Origin of the sequence: Anabaena sp. UHCC 0253 (assembly GCF_009712085.1) — a bacterium.
GTDB lineage: Bacteria > Cyanobacteriota > Cyanobacteriia > Cyanobacteriales > Nostocaceae > Dolichospermum.
Map to the genome: position 1 here is coordinate 196,898 of NZ_VILD01000006.1, position 18,981 is coordinate 215,878.

The 18,981-nt window shown below is 36.6% G+C and carries 18 protein-coding genes, 1 pseudogene and 1 riboswitch; of the genes and pseudogenes, 8 read left to right on the forward strand and 11 right to left on the reverse strand.

Features of this window, described 5'->3' with window-relative positions:
• Positions 1-11: 11 nt before the first annotated feature.
• The gene (rpsU, locus tag FJR38_RS17555) at positions 12-209 is read left to right on the forward strand and encodes a 30S ribosomal protein S21 (protein WP_015078697.1); all 198 of its coding nucleotides are present in this window, start codon (positions 12-14) and stop codon (positions 207-209) included.
• A gap of 192 nt (positions 210-401) precedes the next feature.
• On the opposite strand, the pseudogene FJR38_RS17560 reads toward rpsU, so the two are convergent.
• The 3 genes and pseudogenes from FJR38_RS17560 to FJR38_RS17570 form a co-directional block, all read right to left on the reverse strand.
• Positions 402-1,287: pseudogene (locus FJR38_RS17560) on the reverse strand (hypothetical protein).
• Positions 1,288-1,472: 185 nt separating this feature from the next.
• Positions 1,473-1,982, reverse strand: coding sequence for a hypothetical protein (locus FJR38_RS17565; protein WP_168538460.1), 510 nt, complete (start codon positions 1,980-1,982; stop codon positions 1,473-1,475).
• 138 nt (positions 1,983-2,120) lie between these two features.
• The gene (locus tag FJR38_RS17570; RefSeq protein ID WP_168491437.1) at positions 2,121-2,768 is read right to left on the reverse strand and encodes a class I SAM-dependent methyltransferase; all 648 of its coding nucleotides are present in this window, start codon (positions 2,766-2,768) and stop codon (positions 2,121-2,123) included.
• Positions 2,769-2,880: 112 nt separating this feature from the next.
• Here FJR38_RS17570 and FJR38_RS17575 point away from each other — a divergent pair, with 112 nt between their 5' ends.
• Both FJR38_RS17575 and FJR38_RS17580 read left to right on the forward strand, forming a co-directional pair.
• Positions 2,881-4,521 (forward strand): glycosyltransferase family 39 protein, encoded by a 1,641-nt coding sequence (locus FJR38_RS17575; RefSeq protein WP_168491439.1) that lies wholly within the window; start codon positions 2,881-2,883, stop codon positions 4,519-4,521.
• 307 nt (positions 4,522-4,828) lie between these two features.
• On the forward strand, positions 4,829-5,659 hold the full coding sequence (locus FJR38_RS17580) for a hypothetical protein (protein ID WP_168491441.1): 831 nt from the start codon (positions 4,829-4,831) through the stop codon (positions 5,657-5,659).
• On the opposite strand, the gene FJR38_RS17585 is transcribed toward FJR38_RS17580, so the two are convergent.
• From FJR38_RS17585 to ntrB, 4 genes are all read right to left on the reverse strand, one after another.
• On the reverse strand, positions 5,656-6,753 hold the full coding sequence (locus FJR38_RS17585) for an ABC transporter ATP-binding protein (RefSeq protein ID WP_168491443.1): 1,098 nt from the start codon (positions 6,751-6,753) through the stop codon (positions 5,656-5,658). The genes FJR38_RS17580 and FJR38_RS17585 overlap by 4 nt on opposite strands.
• Before the next feature lie 116 nt (positions 6,754-6,869).
• A complete protein-coding gene (locus FJR38_RS17590) occupies positions 6,870-7,706 on the reverse strand; it encodes an ABC transporter ATP-binding protein (protein ID WP_168491445.1) in 837 nt (278 codons plus the stop codon).
• A 43-nt stretch (positions 7,707-7,749) separates the two neighbouring features.
• Complete coding sequence (locus FJR38_RS17595; protein WP_168538461.1) at positions 7,750-9,192, reverse strand: ABC transporter substrate-binding protein; 1,443 nt, start codon at positions 9,190-9,192, stop codon at positions 7,750-7,752.
• 163 nt (positions 9,193-9,355) lie between these two features.
• Positions 9,356-10,207, reverse strand: a complete 852-nt coding sequence (gene ntrB, locus FJR38_RS17600) for a nitrate ABC transporter permease (RefSeq protein WP_168538463.1) — start codon at positions 10,205-10,207, stop codon at positions 9,356-9,358.
• A 99-nt stretch (positions 10,208-10,306) separates the two neighbouring features.
• Positions 10,307-10,503: riboswitch (cyclic di-AMP (ydaO/yuaA leader) on the reverse strand.
• 193 nt (positions 10,504-10,696) lie between these two features.
• Between ntrB and FJR38_RS17605 the strand changes: the two genes are divergently transcribed.
• Entirely contained in the window at positions 10,697-11,890 is a 1,194-nt protein-coding gene (locus FJR38_RS17605; RefSeq protein WP_168538465.1) for a HAMP domain-containing sensor histidine kinase, read from the forward strand.
• A 54-nt stretch (positions 11,891-11,944) separates the two neighbouring features.
• Here the strand turns inward: FJR38_RS17605 and rnc are convergent, their stop codons facing one another.
• Both rnc and FJR38_RS17615 read right to left on the reverse strand, forming a co-directional pair.
• Positions 11,945-12,643: a ribonuclease III gene (rnc, locus tag FJR38_RS17610; RefSeq protein ID WP_168538467.1), complete on the reverse strand. Its 699-nt coding sequence runs from the start codon at positions 12,641-12,643 to the stop codon at positions 11,945-11,947.
• Between the two features lie 103 nt (positions 12,644-12,746).
• Positions 12,747-13,538 carry an NYN domain-containing protein gene (locus FJR38_RS17615; protein ID WP_168538469.1) on the reverse strand — a complete coding sequence of 264 codons (792 nt, stop codon included), beginning with the start codon at positions 13,536-13,538 and terminating at the stop codon, positions 12,747-12,749.
• A gap of 591 nt (positions 13,539-14,129) precedes the next feature.
• Between FJR38_RS17615 and FJR38_RS17620 the strand changes: the two genes are divergently transcribed.
• Positions 14,130-14,546, forward strand: a complete 417-nt coding sequence (locus FJR38_RS17620; RefSeq protein WP_168538471.1) for a XisH family protein — start codon at positions 14,130-14,132, stop codon at positions 14,544-14,546.
• Positions 14,534-14,869, forward strand: a complete 336-nt coding sequence (locus FJR38_RS17625; RefSeq protein WP_168538473.1) for a XisI protein — start codon at positions 14,534-14,536, stop codon at positions 14,867-14,869. Before FJR38_RS17620 ends, FJR38_RS17625 begins: the two co-directional genes overlap by 13 nt.
• Positions 14,870-14,911: 42 nt before the next feature.
• Here the strand turns inward: FJR38_RS17625 and FJR38_RS17630 are convergent, their stop codons facing one another.
• Positions 14,912-15,592 (reverse strand): Uma2 family endonuclease, encoded by a 681-nt coding sequence (locus FJR38_RS17630; RefSeq protein WP_168538475.1) that lies wholly within the window; start codon positions 15,590-15,592, stop codon positions 14,912-14,914.
• Positions 15,593-15,682: 90 nt separating this feature from the next.
• Positions 15,683-16,399 carry a GUN4 domain-containing protein gene (locus tag FJR38_RS17635; RefSeq protein WP_168538479.1) on the reverse strand — a complete coding sequence of 239 codons (717 nt, stop codon included), beginning with the start codon at positions 16,397-16,399 and terminating at the stop codon, positions 15,683-15,685.
• Between the two features lie 539 nt (positions 16,400-16,938).
• On the opposite strand from FJR38_RS17635, the gene FJR38_RS17640 reads away from it, so the two are divergent.
• A complete protein-coding gene (locus tag FJR38_RS17640) occupies positions 16,939-18,360 on the forward strand; it encodes an NADP-dependent isocitrate dehydrogenase (RefSeq protein ID WP_168538481.1) in 1,422 nt (473 codons plus the stop codon).
• Between the two features lie 64 nt (positions 18,361-18,424).
• Positions 18,425-18,958: a peroxiredoxin gene (locus FJR38_RS17645; protein WP_168538483.1), complete on the forward strand. Its 534-nt coding sequence runs from the start codon at positions 18,425-18,427 to the stop codon at positions 18,956-18,958.
• Positions 18,959-18,981: the final 23 nt, after the last annotated feature.

The following is an 18,981-nucleotide window of genomic DNA, read 5'->3' on the forward strand; positions in this document are numbered from 1 at the left end:
GAGAAACGAAAATGACACAAGTGGTTTTAGGTGAAAATGAAGGTATTGAGTCAGCATTGCGAAGATTTAAGCGGGAAGTTTCTAAGGCGGGAATTTTCCAAGATATGCGGAAAAAGCGTCACTTTGAAACACCTTTAGAAAAAGAAAAACGCAAAGCGATCGCTAGACACAAACAACGCCGTCAACAACGTTCTCGCTTCAAACGATAAATTTTTAGTCATACCGGCTAAAACTGGAAATCCTTTCAGGATTTCCTTTAATCTACGATAGATTTTAATTAAATTATTATTACTAAAAAAGTCTTTTCGTTAGGGCTAAAAGTCAGGAAAAAATGCTATTGGAGTTGATTAGGGGCGAGTTTATCTTGCCCCTAAGTTGTTTTTTGAACAATAGATTAACTGCTAGATTTCAGCTATTGCTCGTTCAATTAAACGTCGTGCTAAAGTCTGCGTTCCTGTGTGTTCATAGTAATTTGTAGACATATCTAGAAATGCTGCTACATAGTCCAATTTATCATCAGCAACGTCTAGAAAACCTTTGAAATGACCCAAGACTGATTGTGCTGTTAAAGCATTAGCGGAGACAATACCATTCATCCAACCTTTAACAGAATCTAGACTATTACCAAGAAAGTCCATTTTCCCACCAATACCGTTACCAGGAATGGCATCTTGCATAGTTGCAAAAGTTGAGTTTTGTTGTAACTCTTGGGGTTTCATTTGACTGAGCATTGATAATGACTTATCAATAAAATCTGGACCAAGGGGAATTAAACCATCAACACAAATTAACGCCACCATGCGGATAAGTGACTCGCCACCATACTCACCTAAAGCACCGACAAAATCACCAATACTGTCACCGGGAATGCCATTAATTTGGCAAAAAGCAACTAATTCAGCAACTATTTTAAGGTGAGATCGATGGTTTGAGCTTTGTCTGCTTTAGGAGTAATAGAGTTTAAAAACCGAAGAGAGGAATTGCTTCACCAACTTTGTTAGCTAAAGCTGCTGCACCCAAAGCTCTATCTGTAGAGTCAACTGTTTGATAAAGCCAGAGGGCAGTTTGATATCCTTGGGATTTATCATTAAACAGATAAATCGCTCTTTCGCCAATTTGTTGAATTAAGTCTTCGTCATCTTCACCTGTCACAGTTTTAATGGTATTGACAAAACCGACAGTGTTTTTCCACTCACCAGGAGCAACAAAATCTAAAGCATTTAGTAGAGAAATTGTCAATCCCTTGGTAGGAAGTTCATCAACTAACTCGAAAATTGGTTTACTCACAAAAGTCTCCTTATCAATGTTTTGTATTAACGTCCGTTGTTAGTTAGAGTGTTCCAAACAATAAATGATCCAAAACCAGAGATTGCTTCATTCCGCTCCGCTCCATATGGCTAACGCCACGCTCCGCGAACGCAATGACAATTGGGCATTTTTTTACTTGGAATACTCTTAGAGAAGTGGTGAAACTATTTCAACTTTGCTAAACCACTAAGATTGAATCTTTCTATCCATGCTGCGCGATCGCTCGCTGTAAATGATGGATCTTTAGAAATTACTTTCACTTGGTACTTATTCACCAAAACCGAAGTTTGGGTTTTACCAAGTTCTACTGCGGGATAACCACCAATTTTTTTGGAGCTATTAGCAAATTTTGATGCTGCTGCTGGTGTGCTACTCGTATCAGAAATAGCCAATTGGGCAACTACTTTATCGCCTTTTTTCAAATTGGCTTCTGAAAAGCCTTTCTTTTCTTGAGTATAAACTCGATTATAGCCATCTCCGCCACTAGGGAAGAACGCATTTAACTTACTCCCCTGAGTCGCATCTTTAACAACAGCCTGTCCGCTTTTTTTCTGGGTACTTTCCTGTTGTACCTGATCAAAACGACTAGGTGCTTTTGTAGCACAAGCTGTAGTCAGTAACATCACTGATAGTAATACAGCCGCTAATACTTTCTGCCCACGCTTTGTAAACATTTTTGGCTTCTCCTAAATACTTGAGCTTATTAGGCAATTATCAACTCTGCCGTCACCCACAAGCCAGAAAATTTACTTTTATATAACTATTCAAGGTATTGATAATCACCAATATTTAATAGTTAGTGTAGTATAATACTAGGTTAGACGATGAGCTATCACCGCATATAAAGGATCTCCACCCGGTACTCCTAACCACTGTAAAAAACTTGGTGCTGTTGACCTTTGAGCAATAACTTCTGGGGTTGTAAATCCCGGTACTGACGTAAAGTAGCCCTTGACCAATTCTACTCTAAAAGCTTCCGAACCATCGCGCCAAGCTTGAATTGCTTTTTGAAAAAACATCCGGTTAGAAAAACTAATAATTGCTATTCCACCCGGTTTAAGAATGCGATGTATTTCTGAAAATATCGCCTCTGGGTATTGAATATATTGAACAGAAACACAGTTAATAACAGCATCAAAGTCTTGATCTGGGAAAGGTAACTGCGGATTTGTGTTGATATTTTGCACAAAATAATGATTTAATTGAGCATTTCGGGCTAGTTCCTCCGCGTTGAGTCCATGGCCTTCCACATGGGCAAAATCTATATCTGTGGGTAGATGCGATACCCAACTACTCATTAAATCAAGAATACGCGTCTGAGGTTGGAGTCGCTGACTATACAAATCCGTTAATTGCTGAATAAAACCATCATCTACATGAGTGACAAAGCGAGGGTAACTGTAGAATAACTGATCATCTGAGTCATCTAACTTAATGCGTTGATCTGGTTTAAGAAGCATAAACGTCTTATTTGTACAAGTTGAGAATTTTGGCTAGTATTTGCATTGAATGAGTTAGTATCATAACGCAAATTATTTTACCCATGTAAAAATTGATATTTATAATCTATCAATGTTTTTTAAATCACCCCTAATTTTAGCTTTTTGGCAATTACTTTGGCGATTTTGGCAACTTCCATATAGCAAATTGTTAATTTGGTTAATACCTTTATTACTATTTACATCTGGAGAAACCAGTCTTATGGCTCATGACGAAGCCCTGTATGCTGGAAGAGCAAGACAAATGTTCGAGACTGGTGACTGGGTAGCTCCTTGGGGTAATGCTCATCATAAAACGCCTGGTTTCTATTGGTTGATTGCTATTTTTTATCAGCTATTTGGTATTAGTGATTTTACGGCAAGAATGCCTACCATGATTGCTGGTATTATTAGTATATTCATTATCTATGAAGTCGGGAAAATACTATTAAATAAACAATTAGCATTTCTAGCAATTATTATTTTAAATATACAATTTCTCTGGTTACAGTATTGTCGTTTATCCGCACCAGATATACCAAGTATATTCCTAGTATTCGTTGCTATTTTTTGTTTACTAAAATCTGATATAGATCCTCGAAAACGATTTCTTTATGGTTTTATTGCTGGGTTAAGTTTTAGCTTAGGTTTTTTGCTCAGAAGCTTAATGATTTTTTTGCCTATGATGGCATTATCACCTTATTTAATTATCAATCATAACCGTCATCGCCATTTAACTAACCCCATGTTGTATTTAGGGTTTTTAGTGGGTTTAATTCCTACAGTAGCTTGGCTTTATTTTAGCTGGTTGCGTTATGGTAGCAATAGTATTGGGGCTTTATTGGGATTTGTTGTAGAACTAGGTAGCAAGGAACAACATAAAAATGGCATTTTGTTTTATGTTTGGAATCTATCTTTAAAATCTTTTCCTTGGTTCTTTTTTAGTTTATTGGGATTAGTATTAGTCATTCGTCGTTCTATGTCTGCTTATTCACTAATATTAATAGGTTTCCCAATTATCTTATTTATTGAACTTAGTATATTTACAACTCGGTTATCCCATTATAGTCTTTGTCTTTATCCATTTATCGCTTTTCTGGCTGCGGTGGGTTTAGATTGGTTAGGAAAAATTTACCAAAAAGGATTTGCAGATAAATTTCCATCTAGTAATATGGGTTTTTTAACCCGAAATTTTAGTTATGCTTGGGGAATATTAGGCATCATTTTAATATTAGCTGGAATAGGTATTTTAATATGGGGTGATGTAGAAATTCACAAATATGCAATTCTGTCTATTATTTCTGGGTTTGGTAACTTAATTACACCATTGGTATGGATAGGAAATTTTCACTACCAACAAAAGTTTCTTAATGCTAAATATTGGCTAGGTGGATTGTTAGTTAGCTGTTGGTTATCCTTAGCTACAGCCGGGATTTTGGGTTTATTAGGAGATTTTAACCCAAAATTTAGAGTATTTTACCAACAAGAATCAATTGCTGGGATTTTAGAGAATTATCCCATTAATTTTGTTAAAAATAGCCAATTTGGTGATAAAGAATCTGTGCTAATTCAATTCTATACTCCTAAATATGGTGAAAGTGTAGATTCAATATCTCAGTTATCTAGTTTAAGCTATGCTTGGATTTATCAACCAAGTTCTGGTAATTCACCAACAAATTATCGGGTAATTGGTAGTTTTAAAGATTATCAATTAATTCAGGTTTTACCTGAGTAATAAGTAGTCGGACAAAATTAAATTCACTCGTTGAGAGAGGGAACAGAAAAATCAGTTGTGTCAGTAACTAGACCAAAATAAATCAACTTAGATTAAGTAATGTAAAAAATATTGAGATGCTTTGGTAGTAAGGGCTGAAGCCCTTAAATAAGGACTAAAGTCCTCACTACAAACCGGGAATTATTTAGTCCGTTCTACTTAATTAATTCTGTCCAATTACTTAAAAATACAGTTACAAAAAATGAAGATACTTGTAAATCAAGTTAAATATGTTGTAATTAATAATAAGTCTTAATACTAACTGATCATGAAAAAATTAATTTCCACAGTTTCTTTAATTATTACCTGTATATCAATAGTAAGTTGTGGTAGCGCATCAAGTGATATAGATGCGAGTAATACTGTCAAACAAAGTCAAACAGAATCTTCTCCAGCAACCGCAACTCAGGAAGAGGAAAATAATCAAGAAGATCCTCAAAAGCCTGTCCGCGAAAATCTAGCTAGTACGGTAAACAACAATAATACTACTACGAAAAATGCCGATAAACAACCAAAAGTAGGGATAGTTAAGGAGTTAGTGAATGGTGATTTGCTATGTTACGTTACTCTGGTAGATGAAAAAGGAATTGAACATAATGTTGGCGCGACTTTTGAAATTTGTGAGGAGGAAAAAAAATTCCTCAATAAAAAAATACGTGCTGTTTATGAAATAGAATCAGTTAGTGATTGTGAAAGTATAGAACCTTGTGGTAAAACTCGCCAAGAATCCATTATTACTAAAATGGAAGTTGTCAATGAAGATTCCCGCAAACAATCTGAAAGTAGTAATTCACAAACTTTAAGTAATGGGGAATGGACGATTACACTCGGTAATACAGATTCTTGGAATGGGGTTAATGGTACAGGAAATGTGAGTTATCAAGGATGTGATGCTAATGGTAAATGTCTCAAATTGACAGGTGGTAAAATTTCCTGTCGAGATGGTAAATGTGTTACAGGTTGGGTAAATGGAGATTATGTTTACATTTTAGAACAACCGATTACTGAAGAAGGAAATGCTTCTCCAACTTTGAGAGTCAGAAAAGATGATAACGAGATTTTGAAAGCTACGGGATTTAAAGTTGTATCTGGTAATTAAGCTGGAAAAATTCTTGCACCAGTTTGACAGTTAAATACAAATAACTGATTTAGGTCTAATTGTAAGTTCAATTTTTCTCCAGGATGCAAACGGATATTGCCACCAATCTGCACATTCAAAAACCAGGAACAACCAGGTAAACTGGCACGAATTAAAGTTTCTCTTCCTAATGGTTCAACCACTTTCACATCTGCAAATAATCCTTCTGAATTTTCCTCTTTTTGCTCTTGATTAAGATGAAAGTGTTCAGGACGAATACCTAAATTATAACTTTCGCCTGAGTTTAAATGCAATTTTTCTTGTAAATCGGGAGGAATTGCTAATATCTGCCCACTAATATTAAAATTATCACCATGATAGATAGCGGGAAGAATATTCATTGGTGGATTACCTAAAAAACTGGCTACCATTTCATTAGCAGGTAAAGCATAAATACTTTGAGGATCACCAATTTGTTGAATTCTCCCTTGATTAAGGACGACAATTTTATCAGCTAAAGTCATGGCTTCAACTTGATCATGGGTGACGTAAATTGTCGTAATTCCTAGTTGTTGATGTAGCTGTTTTAATTCGGCTCTGGTATCATCTCGTAATTGGGCATCTAAATTAGATAAAGGTTCATCAAGTAAAAATAATTGAGCTTGACGAGCGATCGCTCTTCCTAATGCTACTCGTTGTTGTTGTCCTCCTGAAAGCTGTTTGGGTTTTCTGTCTAAAAGATGTTCTAGAGAAAGCGATCGCGCTACCGTTAATACTCGTTCTTTAATAGTTTTCGGAGCAACCTGACGCATTTGTAACCCAAAAGCGATATTCTCGGCTACCGTCATGTGTGGATATAGGGCATAGTTTTGAAATACCATGGCTATATCGCGTTGTCGTGCAGGAACATCATTAACCAGGCGATCGCCTATATACAAATTACCAGATGTCGCAGTTTCTAAACCAGCTATAGTTCGCAAAATCGTTGATTTACCGCAACCAGACGGACCAACTAAAACCCAAAACTCACCATCGGGAATTTCCAAGCTAATATCTTCAATAGCGGTGACGTTGTTGAATTTACGCTTGATATTTTCGAGTAGAACTTTTGCCATTATGAAATTGATTAGTTGTATTTAATTTACCCAATTATAAGGGAATATTAAATCAAAAATCAATTATCAACTAGAGACGTTCTGCCGGAACGTCTCTACAGACTCCTGCTGTAATATTATTCATCTACTGTAAAATTTTCGTCGAGAAAATTTAGAGCCTGGTTGCGGAGTTCAAAATATTCTTTGGAATTACGCATTGCTATTCTATCTCTAGGACGCTGAAAGGGAACTTTTAAAATTTTTCCTATCTTTGCAGATGGTCCATTAGTCATCAAAACAATGCGATCGGACATATAAATTGCTTCGTCTACATCATGAGTAATCATCATTACCGCTTGACGATGATTTTCCCAAATATCTAATACTTGACGTTGCAATTTACCGCGAGTCAAGGCATCCAAAGCCCCAAAAGGTTCATCCATTAATAACATTTTCGGACGAATTGCTAAAGCTCTAGCAATACCAACTCTTTGTTTCATTCCTCCAGAAATTTCATCAGGATATTTATCTGCTGCTGCTATTAAATTTACCATTGCTAAGTGTTCATTGACAATGCTAATTCTTTCGGCACGATTAGCTTTTTTTAACACTTCATCTACAGCTAACCGAATATTTTCGCGCACAGTTAACCAAGGTAAGAGAGAATAATTTTGAAATACCATCATCCTATCTGCACCTGGTTTACGGATCTCTATGCCATCTAAACGAACTGATCCAGATGTGGCTGTTTGAAACCCACCGATAATCTTCAGTAATGTTGATTTACCACAACCAGAATGACCTATTACAGAAATATATTCATCTTCACCAATTGTTAGATTAACACCATCTAAAGCAACATACTCACCTTTGTCTGGTGTGGGATAAGACTTGACCAAATTTTCTATTTCCAAAAATCCATGACGGGGCATAGTTTCTGTATAATTGCGGTATGGTGAAACTGTATATTTCATGATCATTTCTCCTGGATATTGTTAACTATTTGCTTGGATTTATTTAAGACATAAAGAAGCGACTAGGAGCATTAGCTCGGATGGCAAAACTATTAAGATATCCTACGGGATCACTAGGATCAAATCCTTTTTTATCTATAAACACTTCTGGAGGTTCAACTTTATAATCTTCCTGGGGACATTGAATACCCATTTCTGCGGCTATCTCTCGATATAAATCTGTTCTCCAACCTTTTGCCGCTATTTGGTCTGCATTTTTAGGCATTTCCTTGATTTGTCCCCAACGGACAGCTTGAGTCATTAACCAAATGCTTTGAGAACGCCATAAAAATGTAGAATCTTCTGCTTTTTCATGAGGAACATTATTAGGAATTTCCGAGAAAATTGTCGTGTCTTCAGCTTTGATAGTCCTGTTTTTACCATCAAAACCACCATAGTTATAATTGCCAATAATTCCCGGTCCAGTAAACTTAGTCATAGGAACACCTGAATTTTTGGGTTTTGCCCCAGTAAATGAGCGTTCTGTGAGTAATTCGGCTACTTCTTGATGATTTTCTGGTTTGCCACAATATTGACAAGCTTCTATCATTGCTTTCACCAAAGAACGGTAAGTTTTGGGATAATTGACGATAAAAGATTCCATTACTCCTAGTAGTCTGTCTGGGTGTCCTTGCCAAATTTCCTTACCTTGGGCGAAGGTAAAACCGATACCTTCATTACCTGTAATTGCTCTGGTGTTCCATGGTTCGGCAACCATGTAAGCTTGCATTGCGCCAATTCTCATGTTTGTCACCATTTGCGGTGGAGAAACAATAATCACCCGAAATTCCTTCAGAGGATCTATTCCCGCCGCAGCAGATATATAGCGAACAAAGTATTCATAAATAGCGGAACTGAGGACGACAGCCCAAACTTTCTTGTCTGGGGATTGTGTATCAAAATAGCCCCGAAAGTCCTTTCCAAAGGCTGCTAAAGCCCCATCACCGTATTTTTGCTGGTATTCAAACCAAGGACGTATTCCAAAGTCCCACATTTCTTTGTTCATGGTCATGGCGTTACCATGACGGTGTAAGGTCATCGCTGCACATAAGGGGGCATGACGCGCCCCTTCTGCGCCAATTCTGGCGTTGGTGACAGCACCAGAAACGACGGGTGCAGCATCAAGACGACCGAAAATTAAACCGTCGCGGGAGTTTCCCCAACTAGCTTCACGGCTGAGTTTGACATTTAAGCCATATTTGCGGAAGAATCCTTTTTTCCAAGCGATCGCAAATGGCGCACAATCATTTACAGGAACATAACCAACGGTAATATCGGGTTTTTCTAAGTCTTGGGGTTTAATTAAGGGTTCTACAGCTAAAGCTGCTTCTGTCAATCCTGTAGCCGATTTATCTTTTGATATTCCACAGGATGATAAAGCTAAACCCGCAGTCATTAAACCGATTCCCTGAATAAAGTCTCTGCGTTTCCAATGATTTTCACTCATGCTTGTATACCACTATTGGATTGTCCAAAAATTGCTGGATTAGCTTTGCAGCTTTCCATCTATCGCCATCATTTTTCAAATTGGTATCAATGATTCATTAATTCAGATCAGACTCAGACGCAAACTCGAATTGCGTCTTGCAGTTTTTTTTCAACAAATTGTGTTACTTCAAAGTTCCTGGACGGTGGGTAACTAATTCTTGAATTTTGCCCAAACCATAATCTAAAACTAAGCCAGTTAAACCAATGACAATTACAGCCAAAAATACAGAACTGAGATTTAAACGACTCCATTCATCCCAGACAAAAAAGCCGATTCCTACACCACCTGTGAGCATTTCTACAGCCACAATTACTAACCAAGCAATTCCTAAACTAATTCGCAACCCTGTAAAAATATAGGGCAAACTGGCAGGCCAAATAATTTTGGTAATTTGTCGCCATCGTGGCATTTCCAAGACTTGTGCTACATCTAAATAATCTTTGGGAACACTAGAAACTCCCAATGCCGTATTAATAATAGTTGGCCACAGAGAGGTAATGAAAATTACAAAAATAGCAGAAGGATCTGCCAAATTGAACAGAGATAAAGATATCGGCAACCAAGCTAAAGGTGATACTGGTTTCAAAATCTGAATAATGGGATTGAAAGCCAGCATTGCCGGTCTAGATGTTCCTATCCAAAACCCCAAAGGAACTGCTACTAATACACCTAAACCAAATCCTAAGATTACCCGGTACAAACTTGCTAATAATAACCAGCCAATTCCTAAGTCACCTGGACCTCTTTGATAAAATGGATGTAAGATATACTCCCAATTAGCAATTAAAGCTTCTGGTGGTGTGGGCATTAATTCATGATTAGCAAGTGCTACCACCCACCACAATAAAATAATTCCTAAAAAGCCCAATGCTGGGTATAAGAAAGTATCCTGGACAATTACAGGTTTGGTTTTTTTCCAAACAGCTTTTCCAGCAACTGCAATGACGGCAGCTACATTTAATTGAAATATCATCTATTTCACCTCAACAGAGTTAAGCGTGGGTACAAAAACATTAACTAGTACCAACCTTGGACACTGATGAGATCAGAATATAATCAAAATTCTGTCTCTTCAGTCTCCTCTCAGTGCCTACGAAGTTAGCTGACGGGCTAGGGTTGAGAGATCCCCTTTCTTGCTCAATTTTGAATTTTTTTGAGTTACAAACCTCAAATTACTATACTAAATCAAGACAAAAATACGCCCCACAATTTGGTTCCTCCGTTCCAGTACGGCTGATTGTAATGTACTGGACTAGGCTGACTTACTCGAAATTAATGATAGCACCTTAACATTGATGTTTCGTCATAACATCAGTATTGAGAATAAATATTTGTTACTTAACTACTAATTTTTCTGGGTATCCTAGATTTTGAGTATTAATTCTTAAGCTATAGTTGTCATACGAGCAAATCTGTATCCATAGGCATATACTAGACAATTAGATTTACTAAATTTAAATAAATGGATTTTAGCCAAGTATTAGCTGATCAAAGTGATAATATCATAGCTAAATGGGTGATAGCTGTTCGCCAAGATAAACAGATAGAAAGTGCTGATAATCTATCTTTCAGTGCAATTAAAAATCACATTCCATATATATTGAAAGCACTGGTGACAGTTCTTTCAATATCTGATAGCAATGATTTTAAGTCAATTGTCAATGCCAGTTGGGAACATGGATTGATTAGAGCTTCACAAGGCTTTAACTCAGAAGAAATTGCTAGGGAATATCATCAGTTAAGAGTAGTAATATATGATGTAATAGAAGAAGATTTGTTACAGGGAACTTCTAAAGATATTATTCGGGCTTTTCGGTTAATTAACACTGTGCTTGATGAAGCGATCGCTCAGTGTTTTCATAGCTATGTTGATGAAAGATTAAGAGAATTAGCTCATTTGCATAATACTTTAACGTTGCATAATCGGGAATTAACTCGATTAATTAATGCTAATCGGGACAATCTCTCTTTACTAACCCATGATTTAAAACAGCCTCTAACTTCGATTATTGGTTACTCTGATTTATTCTTACGGCAACATCGAAAAAGTGATAAGAAAGAAACTTATCATAATATTGAACATATTGAACGAGTATTACGTAATGGCAGACAATTGCTACGTTTAATTAATGATTTACTAGAAGTATCTAGGCATGAAGCTGGCAAAATCAAACTTGAACTTGCAGCAACGGATGTTTGCGAAATCATTAGTAATGTATGTGAAATCCTTGAGCCTTTAGCTGCTGAAAAAGAATTGGTACTCGTAGTCAATTGTCAACAAGAACCCCAAAAAATTATCACAGACGCATTTCAATTACAACAAATTCTCATAAATATTGTTAGTAATGCGATTCGCTATACAGAATCGGGAAGTATTAAAATTACTTGTCATCTATTAGATGATCAAAAATGGGAATTTATCGTCTCGGATACAGGTATTGGTATTGCACCAGAAAACCAAAAGCAGATTTTTGAACCCTATTTTCGTTGTGCTAGTGAAAAATCTCACCTCCCTGATAGTAGTGGTTTAGGCTTAACAATAGTTTCGCAGTTGGTGAAACTATTAAAAGGTGAAATTAAGCTAGTTTCTCAAGTGGGGGTTGGTTCTACTTTTACTGTAATTTTGCCTTCGCAAATGGAAATCAAAGAAAGTTGATTGGATCAAAGATAGGAAAAATATTTTTTTAGCTTTGAGTAAAATCAACAATTATCAATCTAATAAACCCTGTTTTTTCAATTTAGCTAAAGCATCTTCAGCAGCAGCTTTTTCTGCTTCTTTTTTATTGCGTCCTTTACCTGTTCCGTGCAATTCGGATATTCCATTAACTACTTCAAATACCTTAGATACAAATACTGGTGCGTGAGAGGGTCCGTCAACTTGTTCTGTAACATATCTGGGAGGAGTTGTGTTACCTTGAGCTTGTACCCATTCTTGAAAGCGATTTTTTGAATCTACATTTGAACGAATTTCCACAATATGTTCTGAGGCAGAATCAAATAATTCTTTAACTATGGGACGCAGTGGTTCAACATTACAATTATTATCTAAATAATAAGCACCAATTACAGCTTCAAAGGTGCTACTGAGTAAATTAGGATTGTGATATCCTCCATCTAAAATTGCACCTTGTCCTAATCGCATTCTAAAATCTAAACCTACTTCAATGGCAAATTTTGCTAGTTGTTTTTCTTCTACTAATGCGGAACGACGACGAGTTAATTCATCTTCTCCTTTTTTCGGGTGAAGACGATAAAGGTATTCTCCACTCAAGAAGTTAAGGATAGCATCACCCAAAAATTCTAAGCGTTCGTTATGTTCCCCTTCTCCTGGGTTTTCATTAACATAAGAACGGTGGGTTAATGCTTGACGCAGGAGTTTTTCGTTTTGGAATGTTAGAAGTTTGTGCATTTTAATCTTTTATTTCTTAGGGAACTATTGAAAAAACAAATAACCGCAAGGTGCGGTTATCATAAACCAGTTATATCAATAAACTGGAATTATCAAGACAAATTCAGGCAGGTATTTTATCTAATTCTTTTAAAAATAACTCCTGATTTTGTCTGATAACTTTACCTTCCTTGACAACCATATCAACAAATTGTTTAAAGGTTTTGATTTTTTTGCCATTAGGTGTAGAGATAGACGCAACTCCTTGATATTTAGGAAACAGTTGACGCATCAATGTACTAAGATAACTGTAGTTTGTCGGTTTACCTTGAAAGATTGCTTTCTTGATAGCTTTTTTCAAACATTCTACCGCTTCATTGTAACTAATCTGAGCATGGATATTAGTTATTTGAGGTTGAGTTTTTTTTTCAACTAATTTAGGTAAATCGTCTATGAAATAGAAGTTTTCATCTCCAACTAACTTGATTAATTTTGGACTTGCACTACCTTTTTGAGCAACGATTATCACTTTTGTAAACTTTTTAAGCATACAAATTAACCCAGCAAAATCCCAATCTCCTAATACCAATATAGTTATATTAGGATCAGATGAACGGTTTGGTGCAAATAGTTGAGTACAATCGAAAATAAGTTGCTTATCTGCACTATTTTTGGAATTATCAGGAACATCAACACATTTAAAACCAAGTGATTCAAATTTATTTTTAGCATCAATTTGATTTTTATGCTGGGAATTATAGTAAAAGTTTTTCCATTTTATACTTCCCTGTATTTTCGCAAAATCAAGTAATAAATCAGCGTTTTTCGTGATTGAACCAACATTTTGAACATCACAAAAAATGGCAACAGAGTCTTTTTTTTGAACTGTTTGTGTGTTCAATGGTAGATGAGTCATCGTAAAATGTCCAATTTTTTAAGTTAGCTGGACAGCTTTAACAAATCACACATCTATAGCAATTTAACTAGATGAAAGAAAAACTGAAAAATTAGTTTTATACCATTTAGTTTCTCTATGTTAATCAGTTTCAGTCTCAGTATTAGGATTCATTCTTGACAAATCCCGGTTGCAGGTAGTATCAACACTTACCAAAGTTCATACACCTTATTTTTCGGATTACATCAATTGTCTAACAAATCGGACACTTTATTTGTGGCAGGTTTGATTACAATTGGGTGTAACGGCCTAAATAAATAATGATGCAATAAAACATTAAAGCAAGTGTTCATACTACCCAACAACCGGGATTTGTCAACAATGAATCCTACCGCTGAGACAACTACCGACACTTAGGGGTTAGAGTCTCACTTAAGATTGCAGTTGTTTAACTGTCTTGTTTATACACTGACATAGTGAATCTGGAATGTCAATACTGAATTTCAATTTAAAAATAAGCAGCTTTTTATACTATCGAGTAGTCTGATTTATTTCTGTAAGGTGAGATAAAATTTATTATAATAATAAATAAAAATACTAAATTTAAAACGAATGCCAGCTAAAGATATTTTTCATGATGCTGTTAGAAAAGGATTAGAAAAAGAGGGTTGGGTAATCACGGATGATCCTTTGAGGATTGAAATTGGTGATGTAGAAATGTATATTGATCTTGGGGCTGAAGAAATTCTAGCTGCTGAAAGAACTGGAGAAAAAATAGCAGTTGAAATTAAGAGTTTCACTGGTACATCGAATATTTCTCAGTTTCATACAGCAGTTGGACAGTTTTTTAATTATCGTTTCGCATTAGAAAAGAAAGAATCAGAAAGAATTTTATATTTAGCTGTTCCTTTAGGAGTTTATCACGCTTTCTTTCAATTGCAATTTATCAAAACAGTTGTCGAACATTATCAACTTAAAATCATTGTTTATGATCCGATTCAGGAGGCAATTGTAGAATGGAAAAACTAAAGCAATATCAAAATTATGTTCAACAAGTTATTAGAGAGTATGCTCAAATAGGTTCAAACAAAGATGAGATTGAGAAACAACTGATTTTTGATACTGTTGGTAATCATTATCAGTTAATGTATGTTGGTTGGAAAAACAGACGCAGACAGCATGGTTGTCTTTTGCATCTTGATATTAAAAACGACAAGATTTGGATACAACATGATGGAACTGAAATTGGTATTGCAGATGAATTAGTTAAATTGGGAGTACCAAAAGAAGATATTGTCTTAGCTTTTCATGAGCCTTTGATGCGACCATATACAGGTTTTGCGGTTGGTTAATTTCAAATCCCCGATTTCTTTGATAAGTCGGGGGTCTAAATTTTATAGCGTATTGATATCAATTCCTTTTGCTTGCAATTTAGCTAATAAATCTTGATAATTTTGATGTTCTTGTTCTGCACGTTGATATTCTTGTTCTGCACGTTGATTTAATTCCAGAGATGTGAGGAACTTGCGTTCATCAGGATAATAAATTTCTAATGTATCTGACTTTAACTCAAAACGTATTCCTAATCGTGGACTTACCCAATTATTGATTTCTTCAATTTCTTCAAACCATTCTTGTTCACGAATAAATCCGACTAATTCAATGGTATCTGGATTATAAATATAGTATTCTTCCACGCCATGACGTTGATAAAAAAGTAGTTTTTTTGCCATTTCTTGAGTACGATTTCCTGGAGATAGGATTTCAAATACTACCTGAGGAATAATGTTATTTTCTTCCCATTGTTTGTAAGAACCTCGTCTACCTTTCGGTCTACTAAATATGACCATTACATCAGGTGCTTGACGAGTTTTTACACTTCCTTCCACAGGATACCAAAGTAAATCACCTGCTATGAATACATCATTTTCTGAAGCAAATAATATTTCTAAATTTTCTTTAATTTTAACTATCCATTCATAGTGTTCTGTATTTTCTGCCATTGGATTCCCATCACTATCTGGGTAGATTATTTCTGGTTTGGGTGTGGTTTCTGGTGTAAGTTGCTGTACCATATCTGGATCTACAATTTACCTAAAGTATGAATAGCCGCATCTTTAATTTATCTAATATTTAGATTAATTGCCTGCGGCCTGGCAAAGAGTCTACTTATTCCAAGCAGGATGAGACAACAAAGAAGACATTACGCGCACACCACGCAATTGATTAGATAAGGGTAAATGACCTCTAGGGGCGCTTAAATCCCAGGTGAATTCGTGGGGGTATCTTGTCCAGTTATTACCACTTTTCCAGCCAATTTTTGGCCAGAGATTAACCCAATTTTTACTTAAACCTAACCAAATTTCACGCTGTACGGAAAAGCCAAATTTACCTTCTGAGTGGACTACCCAGAGATGATTAATGGTGTGTAAGTCCTGAATTGGTAAATTTTCTACTTCTGTGAAATACAGCCATTTTCGTTGTACTGCTTGAGAACCGGCTGCTTCACACATCTTTTGAATTGTCAAGAGATCCGCCGCTTGAAAATCTTGATCTGCAAGTAGCTTTTGCAAAGAATTGTAACTGATCCCACAGTCCGATTTTAGAGGTACAATTCCTTCAGGGAAGTTAGTTTGGAGAAATTCTTGACTTGTCGGTGCATCAGTATTGTAGATGACTTGGTAGACTTTGCCATCAATCCAAGTTGCTGGAGCGTTACGACGGCTTAGTAAAAATTCCTTCAAGATATCTAACCCATCATTACCCAAGTCAGCTAACTGCGGGATGATTTGTTGTTGGACTTTTTCTGACCCAGCGATTAACTTTTGGCGAAGGGAGTCGAGATCATTTGTAGTGCCTGATACAATCATTGGGTCTGTCATGCCATTACTCGTGTTAGCGTGAGCGTGAATAAACTATCTATTGCTATCGGTTATTCTACAAAATGAAGTACAAATAGCGAAAAGTAGTTTACTCCAAATCTTGGGGAAAATTTGCAAGCCTCTTGAGTATGTAACTGAAAAAATGACTCACGGTGGCTTTAGCGAAATCTCAGCCAACAATACTTTATCAGGTAAAGTAGGGGATGATCTGCGCCTCATGACTAAGGTGTTCACAAATCCAGGAGTTACAGAATACAAAAGTTGCTTCAATTATACAGCAGGAATCAGGAGTCTTAGGAGGGAAGCATTTGGTGTAAGGGCGAAGCATTCGGAAAATAAACTTGGGAAAAAACTGATAATTTATCGCCCGAATGCTTCGCCCCTACAGTGTATAGGTTTCAATTTAGATTCTGTACCTCATTGATCTGCAATCTGCTGTATATGAACTACTGTAGGGGTGCAGTAATTTGAGTAATTCGAGGGCGCAGGCCCTGCGCCCCTACGACTCCTGAACTTCTTCTATTTGGAATGTGTGAAATATGTACGAAAAGATTACTCCTCCCACTACCGGCGCGAAAATTACCTTCAAAAATGGTGAGCCGGTTGTTCCTGAAAATCCTATTATCCCTTTTATTCGGGGTGATGGTACGGGTATAGATATTTGGCCAGCGACGGAAAAGGTGCTTGATGCAGCCGTAGCAAAAGCTTACAAAGGCAAAAGAAAAATTAGCTGGTTTCGGGTTTATGCTGGTGATGAAGCCTGTGATTTATATGGTACATATCAGTATTTACCTCAGGATACATTGACAGCTATTAAAGAATATGGTGTAGCTATCAAAGGACCCCTAACTACTCCCGTCGGTGGGGGAATTCGTTCTTTGAACGTCGCATTACGCCAAATTTTTGACCTTTATACCTGCGTGCGTCCTTGTAGATATTACGCTGGTACACCATCTCCCCACAAAACTCCCGAAAAACTGGATGTGATTGTTTATCGGGAAAATACGGAAGATATTTATTTGGGGATTGAGTGGAAGCAGGGAAGTGAAATAGGCGATCGCCTGATAAAATTCCTCAATGAGGAATTGATACCCGCTACACCAGAACATGGTAAAAAGCAAATTCCTCTCGATGCTGGTATCGGTATTAAACCCATCAGCAAAACCGGTTCTCAGCGGCTTGTGCGTCGCGCTATCAAACACGCCTTGTTATTGCCCAAAAATAAGCAACAAGTCACCTTGGTGCATAAAGGCAATATCATGAAATACACTGAAGGCGCTTTCCGTGATTGGGGTTATGAATTAGCCACTACGGAATTCCGTCAAGAAACTGTGACAGAACGAGAATCTTGGATTTTGGGTAATAAGGAGAAAAACCCCCATATTTCCTTAGAAGAAAATGCCCATGAGATTGATCCTGGTTTTGATTCTTTGACACCAGAGAAAAAGGCGCAAATTGTCAAAGAAGTAGAAACAGTTCTAAATACAATTTGGGAAAGCCATGGAAATGGCAAATGGAAAGAGAAAATCATGGTCAATGATCGCATTGCTGATAGTATCTTTCAACAAATCCAAACTCGTCCAGATGAGTATTCTATTCTGGCGACAATGAACCTCAACGGTGATTACCTGTCTGATGCTGCTGCGGCTATTGTCGGCGGTTTAGGCATGGGTCCAGGGGCAAATATTGGCGACTCCTGCGCGATTTTTGAAGCTACCCATGGGACAGCCCCCAAACACGCAGGGTTAGACAAAATTAACCCCGGTTCTGTGATTCTTTCCGGTGTGATGATGTTGGAATTTATGGGTTGGCAAGAAGCCGCAGATTTAGTTAAAAAAGGATTAGGTGATGCGATCGCTAATGGTCAAGTTACTTATGACTTAGCACGGTTAATGGAACCACCTGTAGAACCATTGAAATGTTCTGAGTTTGCTGACGCAATCATCAAACATTTCGGTTAATTTGGCTTAATTTTCAGGGCGGGTTTTTCCCGTCCTCATTCCCCTTTATCTATTCCCTGGAATTATGCTGACTTCAACTGATTTTACCGGCTTATTTAATGAGCGATTTTTTCATAATTTTTTACCCATACCCGCTTTAGATAATTTTAGATTGGGTGTGGGAACACCGGACTTTAAATTATCGAATATTACTAATAATACTGTCATCAAATTATCAGATTTTCGAGGTAAACAGCCTGTACTGCTGGCTTTTACCAGGATTTTTACCGAAAAGCAATATTGCCCATTTTGTTATCCCCATATTAAAGCTTTAAATGAGAACTATGAACAATTTAAAAATCGGGGAATTGAAGTTTTATTAATCACTAGCACCGATAAAAAGCAAAGTCAAATAATCGTTCAAGATTTAGGCTTAAAAATGCCATTATTGAGTGATCCTAGTTGTCATACATTTCGTATTTATAAAACTGGACAAGCATTAGGAGCGCCATTACCAGCACAATTTGTATTAGATAAAGATGGGAGATTAATCTATAGGCATTTGTTTTCTTTTATAGATCACAATGCCACTATAGAGAATTTGTTAGAAAAGTTTTAATTCTGTAAAGACGTTCCCCTGGA

Excerpts from the sequence above, each read along its gene's own strand:
- rpsU (WP_015078697.1), top strand. The coding sequence starts at position 12 with ATGACACAAGTGGTTTTAGGTGAAAATGAAGGTATTGAGTCAGCATTG.
- FJR38_RS17565 (WP_168538460.1), bottom strand. The coding sequence starts at position 1,982 with ATGTTTACAAAGCGTGGGCAGAAAGTATTAGCGGCTGTATTACTATCA.
- FJR38_RS17570 (WP_168491437.1), bottom strand. The coding sequence starts at position 2,768 with ATGCTTCTTAAACCAGATCAACGCATTAAGTTAGATGACTCAGATGAT.
- FJR38_RS17575 (WP_168491439.1), top strand. The coding sequence starts at position 2,881 with ATGTTTTTTAAATCACCCCTAATTTTAGCTTTTTGGCAATTACTTTGG.
- FJR38_RS17580 (WP_168491441.1), top strand. The coding sequence starts at position 4,829 with ATGAAAAAATTAATTTCCACAGTTTCTTTAATTATTACCTGTATATCA.
- FJR38_RS17585 (WP_168491443.1), bottom strand. The coding sequence starts at position 6,753 with ATGGCAAAAGTTCTACTCGAAAATATCAAGCGTAAATTCAACAACGTC.
- FJR38_RS17590 (WP_168491445.1), bottom strand. The coding sequence starts at position 7,706 with ATGAAATATACAGTTTCACCATACCGCAATTATACAGAAACTATGCCC.
- FJR38_RS17595 (WP_168538461.1), bottom strand. The coding sequence starts at position 9,192 with ATGAGTGAAAATCATTGGAAACGCAGAGACTTTATTCAGGGAATCGGT.
- ntrB (WP_168538463.1), bottom strand. The coding sequence starts at position 10,207 with ATGATATTTCAATTAAATGTAGCTGCCGTCATTGCAGTTGCTGGAAAA.
- FJR38_RS17605 (WP_168538465.1), top strand. The coding sequence starts at position 10,697 with ATGGATTTTAGCCAAGTATTAGCTGATCAAAGTGATAATATCATAGCT.
- rnc (WP_168538467.1), bottom strand. The coding sequence starts at position 12,643 with ATGCACAAACTTCTAACATTCCAAAACGAAAAACTCCTGCGTCAAGCA.
- FJR38_RS17615 (WP_168538469.1), bottom strand. The coding sequence starts at position 13,538 with ATGACTCATCTACCATTGAACACACAAACAGTTCAAAAAAAAGACTCT.
- FJR38_RS17620 (WP_168538471.1), top strand. The coding sequence starts at position 14,130 with ATGCCAGCTAAAGATATTTTTCATGATGCTGTTAGAAAAGGATTAGAA.
- FJR38_RS17625 (WP_168538473.1), top strand. The coding sequence starts at position 14,534 with ATGGAAAAACTAAAGCAATATCAAAATTATGTTCAACAAGTTATTAGA.
- FJR38_RS17630 (WP_168538475.1), bottom strand. The coding sequence starts at position 15,592 with ATGGTACAGCAACTTACACCAGAAACCACACCCAAACCAGAAATAATC.
- FJR38_RS17635 (WP_168538479.1), bottom strand. The coding sequence starts at position 16,399 with ATGACAGACCCAATGATTGTATCAGGCACTACAAATGATCTCGACTCC.
- FJR38_RS17640 (WP_168538481.1), top strand. The coding sequence starts at position 16,939 with ATGTACGAAAAGATTACTCCTCCCACTACCGGCGCGAAAATTACCTTC.
- FJR38_RS17645 (WP_168538483.1), top strand. The coding sequence starts at position 18,425 with ATGCTGACTTCAACTGATTTTACCGGCTTATTTAATGAGCGATTTTTT.